The organism is Acinetobacter endophylla (genome assembly GCF_053543775.1).
The window spans coordinates 1-3165 of record NZ_JBLVOM010000267.1; the positions used below are offsets into that span (position 1 = coordinate 1).

10 protein-coding genes are annotated in these 3165 nt (G+C 40.5%); all 10 read right to left on the reverse strand.

Translation table 11 applies throughout. The features are described from left to right. Window positions 1-107: 107 nt before the first annotated feature. The 10 genes from ACNPNW_RS15655 to ACNPNW_RS15700 are packed head-to-tail and all read right to left on the reverse strand — an operon-like array spanning window position 108 to window position 3040. Entirely contained in the window at window positions 108-392 is a 285-nt protein-coding gene (locus ACNPNW_RS15655; RefSeq protein WP_448767139.1) for a hypothetical protein, read from the reverse strand. Continuing rightward, a complete protein-coding gene (locus ACNPNW_RS15660; protein ID WP_448767140.1) occupies window positions 389-622 on the reverse strand; it encodes a hypothetical protein in 234 nt (77 codons plus the stop codon). Before ACNPNW_RS15660 ends, ACNPNW_RS15655 begins: the two co-directional genes overlap by 4 nt. Next, window positions 609-968, reverse strand: a complete 360-nt coding sequence (locus ACNPNW_RS15665; RefSeq protein WP_448767141.1) for a hypothetical protein — start codon at window positions 966-968, stop codon at window positions 609-611. Before ACNPNW_RS15665 ends, ACNPNW_RS15660 begins: the two co-directional genes overlap by 14 nt. Beyond that, a complete protein-coding gene (locus tag ACNPNW_RS15670; protein ID WP_448767142.1) occupies window positions 968-1336 on the reverse strand; it encodes a hypothetical protein in 369 nt (122 codons plus the stop codon). Before ACNPNW_RS15670 ends, ACNPNW_RS15665 begins: the two co-directional genes overlap by 1 nt. Then, the gene (locus ACNPNW_RS15675; RefSeq protein ID WP_448767143.1) at window positions 1337-1738 is read right to left on the reverse strand and encodes a hypothetical protein; all 402 of its coding nucleotides are present in this window, start codon (window positions 1736-1738) and stop codon (window positions 1337-1339) included. Then, window positions 1735-2244 (reverse strand): hypothetical protein, encoded by a 510-nt coding sequence (locus ACNPNW_RS15680; protein WP_448767144.1) that lies wholly within the window; start codon window positions 2242-2244, stop codon window positions 1735-1737. The genes ACNPNW_RS15675 and ACNPNW_RS15680 overlap by 4 nt, the downstream gene beginning before the upstream one ends. Next, window positions 2234-2527: a pyocin activator PrtN family protein gene (locus ACNPNW_RS15685; protein WP_174893593.1), complete on the reverse strand. Its 294-nt coding sequence runs from the start codon at window positions 2525-2527 to the stop codon at window positions 2234-2236. The genes ACNPNW_RS15680 and ACNPNW_RS15685 overlap by 11 nt, the downstream gene beginning before the upstream one ends. Then, complete coding sequence (locus tag ACNPNW_RS15690; RefSeq protein WP_075167512.1) at window positions 2524-2715, reverse strand: hypothetical protein; 192 nt, start codon at window positions 2713-2715, stop codon at window positions 2524-2526. The genes ACNPNW_RS15685 and ACNPNW_RS15690 overlap by 4 nt, the downstream gene beginning before the upstream one ends. Further along, window positions 2715-2876 (reverse strand): hypothetical protein, encoded by a 162-nt coding sequence (locus ACNPNW_RS15695; protein WP_174893594.1) that lies wholly within the window; start codon window positions 2874-2876, stop codon window positions 2715-2717. The genes ACNPNW_RS15690 and ACNPNW_RS15695 overlap by 1 nt, the downstream gene beginning before the upstream one ends. After that, window positions 2876-3040 carry a hypothetical protein gene (locus ACNPNW_RS15700; protein WP_448767145.1) on the reverse strand — a complete coding sequence of 55 codons (165 nt, stop codon included), beginning with the start codon at window positions 3038-3040 and terminating at the stop codon, window positions 2876-2878. The genes ACNPNW_RS15695 and ACNPNW_RS15700 overlap by 1 nt, the downstream gene beginning before the upstream one ends. Window positions 3041-3165 lie beyond the last annotated feature (125 nt).

The following is a 3165-nucleotide window of genomic DNA, read 5'->3' on the forward strand; positions in this document are numbered from 1 at the left end:
ATACGTAATTAATTAAATTAATTAATTAGTTCAAAAAAAGGTCTCTAAATAGAGGCCTTTTTGCATTGCTGAAGCCATAAAAAAAGCCTCTATTTAGAGGCTTTATCTTAATCATCACAGAATGATTCATTTATCCTTTGGCGGCATGATTCGCATGTTTCTAAGTAGGCTGCGCTAGATCCTTCTTCGGGATCTTGAAACGGTTTTATATTTTTACCTTCAGGATTATTACAACGTTCGCAGTATCCAATTTGCGGTTTTCTACGTTCGTCCTGGAGTAATTTATAATGCTCATCGCATACGCTAATGTATTCATGACCAAATGCAGAATATTCAGTAATGAAATCGTGTTTAGCTTCCTTATCACAATCTTCGTGTTCACAGTAGCTCATTGATTTTTTCCCTTTTCATCCAGCAACCGTGCAAGCAGTACTGCACCAGTCCGTATACGATTTGCCATTTTTGTGACATTGGCTTCGTCATAAGTGGCCATATTGTCCCTGAATTTTGGAAGTGGGGGACTCATACCTGCTTTCATGTATTCAGCATTAATATGAGACACAATGTGACCTTCTAGGCTGCGCATGAAATTGGGGTCTTTAAGCATTTCAACGTGAGTCATTAGCTGGCTCCTGTGCTTTAATCATGGCTTGATATAATTCTCTGCTTTCATCAAAATTAGCGAAACCATCACCTATGCAAACTGATGCAATTTCTATAAGTGCGTCTTTTGCCGGCTCTTTCGGCACTAAAACAAAACCTTCCGGCACCGCTTGGGCTTCCTTCCATGCACCCCAGCTAAAAAGAAGGGCTGTGATTAATTTTCCATACTTCTTTTCAATATCAGTAGGAACATCAGTTCTTTTGCAATATGCTCCAAATTCAAAGAAGGTATATTGCGCAACATGTTCAAGACGTTTGAAGCATTCAGACTGCTCGAATTCAGCTTTTAATTTTTCAATATTCATCACACCACCATCGCCTTTTCTTTAATTTTATTGAAGGTCTTTGAATCAAGTTCTTTCTTGGCCACACTAAAGAAACGGATCGCCAGCTCCTGATCAGCAGCTTTATTTTTCTTCATGATCTTGGCATCAACGTCCAGCAATGAAATGGTCTGATTGACACGTGTGCTCATGGTCTTCACTTCACTCAAATGAACATTGAACAGGGCAATACTGTTGCCATTCGTGCATTTGTCTTTTGATTCGATTAAGCCTTCACGTTTTGCTTTGAGCTGGTCACGTAGATCCGTTAAATCATCACGGCTAAATTGTTGGCTCAGTTGCAACGGGCTTTGGCTTAAAAGAGTTTCTTGTGCGTGTTCGAGTTTCATTTAGACAGCCTCCAGCTGCAGTAATTTAAATTCCAGATCAGCACAGCGCTGAGTCAATTCATTAAACAAGGATTGGCCATGAGCAAAGATATACAGACCAAATTCAGACATATTCAACAAAGCAGGGTCATTCAGACTTTTTGTCTTAATTTGGAAAAGTTCTTCCTGGCTGATCAATCCAAGATCCAAAAGTACTTTGTAATAGGATTCCAGATCCTTGATGGCCACATTTACTTTCACATCAGATGGGGCACACATAAAAGGCTGCCCGTTATAAAGTCTGCCAAAAACTCGGCCATCTTCAATCTGGTCTATAGTGCCGCTGCCATAAAAAGGATGACCTGAAAATTTTGTACTGTTTTCAGAAATAAAATTCACAGTTACATGGTCGCCAGTATTCATACCGTCTCCAGTTTTAATAATCTGCGTTTCGCATTTTGGGCACTGCTGTATTTACGCTGGCACATAATGCACAGGTGATCATTGCCATCTTTTCGGATTGAGAAAACCTGTTCCCCATGATGTTTGCAACGACCCTGAAATTTTTTAAGGCCCGATTCAAAGGCTTCTTTACGAGCATTTCGATTGAACAAAACCCGGCTTTCATCTGAAGATGTATCTGGAATAAAAACCGGCTCAACCTTTGGCTTTCTGCCTCTGGATTTGGCTTCTTTTTCCCGATGTTCGGCATGAGCCTGTTCGACACTGGCTGTCATGACATCTCTAAGCGTAAATTTAAAAGGCTGTATACCTTTTGCCTGGCATTCTTCGACATAGAGTGAACGACCAAAACTGATTTGTTCCGGTTCTTCTTTTCCCTGGGCTTTTAAGAATTTGGCCACTTCAGCTTCCAGTGCTAAAGATTGGGCTTTTTTTGGAAAAATATCGTGGTCCAGATTAGTGCGCATACTGACCTCCATTCATTGCTTTATGATCGTGTTGAGCCAATGCAGTCTGTCGGTCAATGTACACAGCAAGGTCTGCTAAATTGACCATCCATGCAGCTTTATTACCTTCACCCATGCGCAAAACAGGAAAAGGTAGTTCTTGAGTGACAGCCTTGCGTTTTGCGATAACCATACTCATTTGAGGAAAGAAATCTTTTACTACTGCTTCAAGTGAAACAGTAGGTGACATATAGCGAAGTACCAGCAACGTATAGGTCGGTAGAACAGCAGGTGTATTTTTCATTTCATCACCTTTAATTCAGTTTTAATGCGTTCAGCAGTGGCATGATCCACAGTAATTGGAACTGCATGATGGTCACGCATATGGAAAGAAACGATGTGAGTACCTGATTTTTGACGGAAGACCACATTGTTTAAATTACTTAAATTGATCATGTGGACATCATGATGAAGGTCGGTAATTTCTAGCATTAGCGTTTCTCCAATTTCTCAAATAACGCATCTGATTGGGCTTTCAGGTTCTTTTGCAGCTTGTACGATTTATAAAAAAATCCTGCTACGACAATGACCATGACAATCAAAGGTAGTGCAACAAAAAGAAAAGCAGTTACATGGCCAAGATGGATTTCCATTAAGAAACCTCCCGGATTGAAAGTAATGCAGCATCTAAATACTTGGATTCATCGGATGGCATGAAATTTAAATACTGCTCATCAATTTCTTTAAGCATGCATTCACAGCATTTTTTAGGATGATGTTCGCAGCCATCAATGTCCTGGCGTGGGTGATTGCTCATGCGGACTCCTCAATCATTTGGGAGCGGACGGCATGAGCAACTTTGTCTAGCCAGACAGCTTTTTCAGATAAGCAAATGAATTCGTAATCCAGGGCAGCATTGATAAATGCATTTGCCTGGGCAAT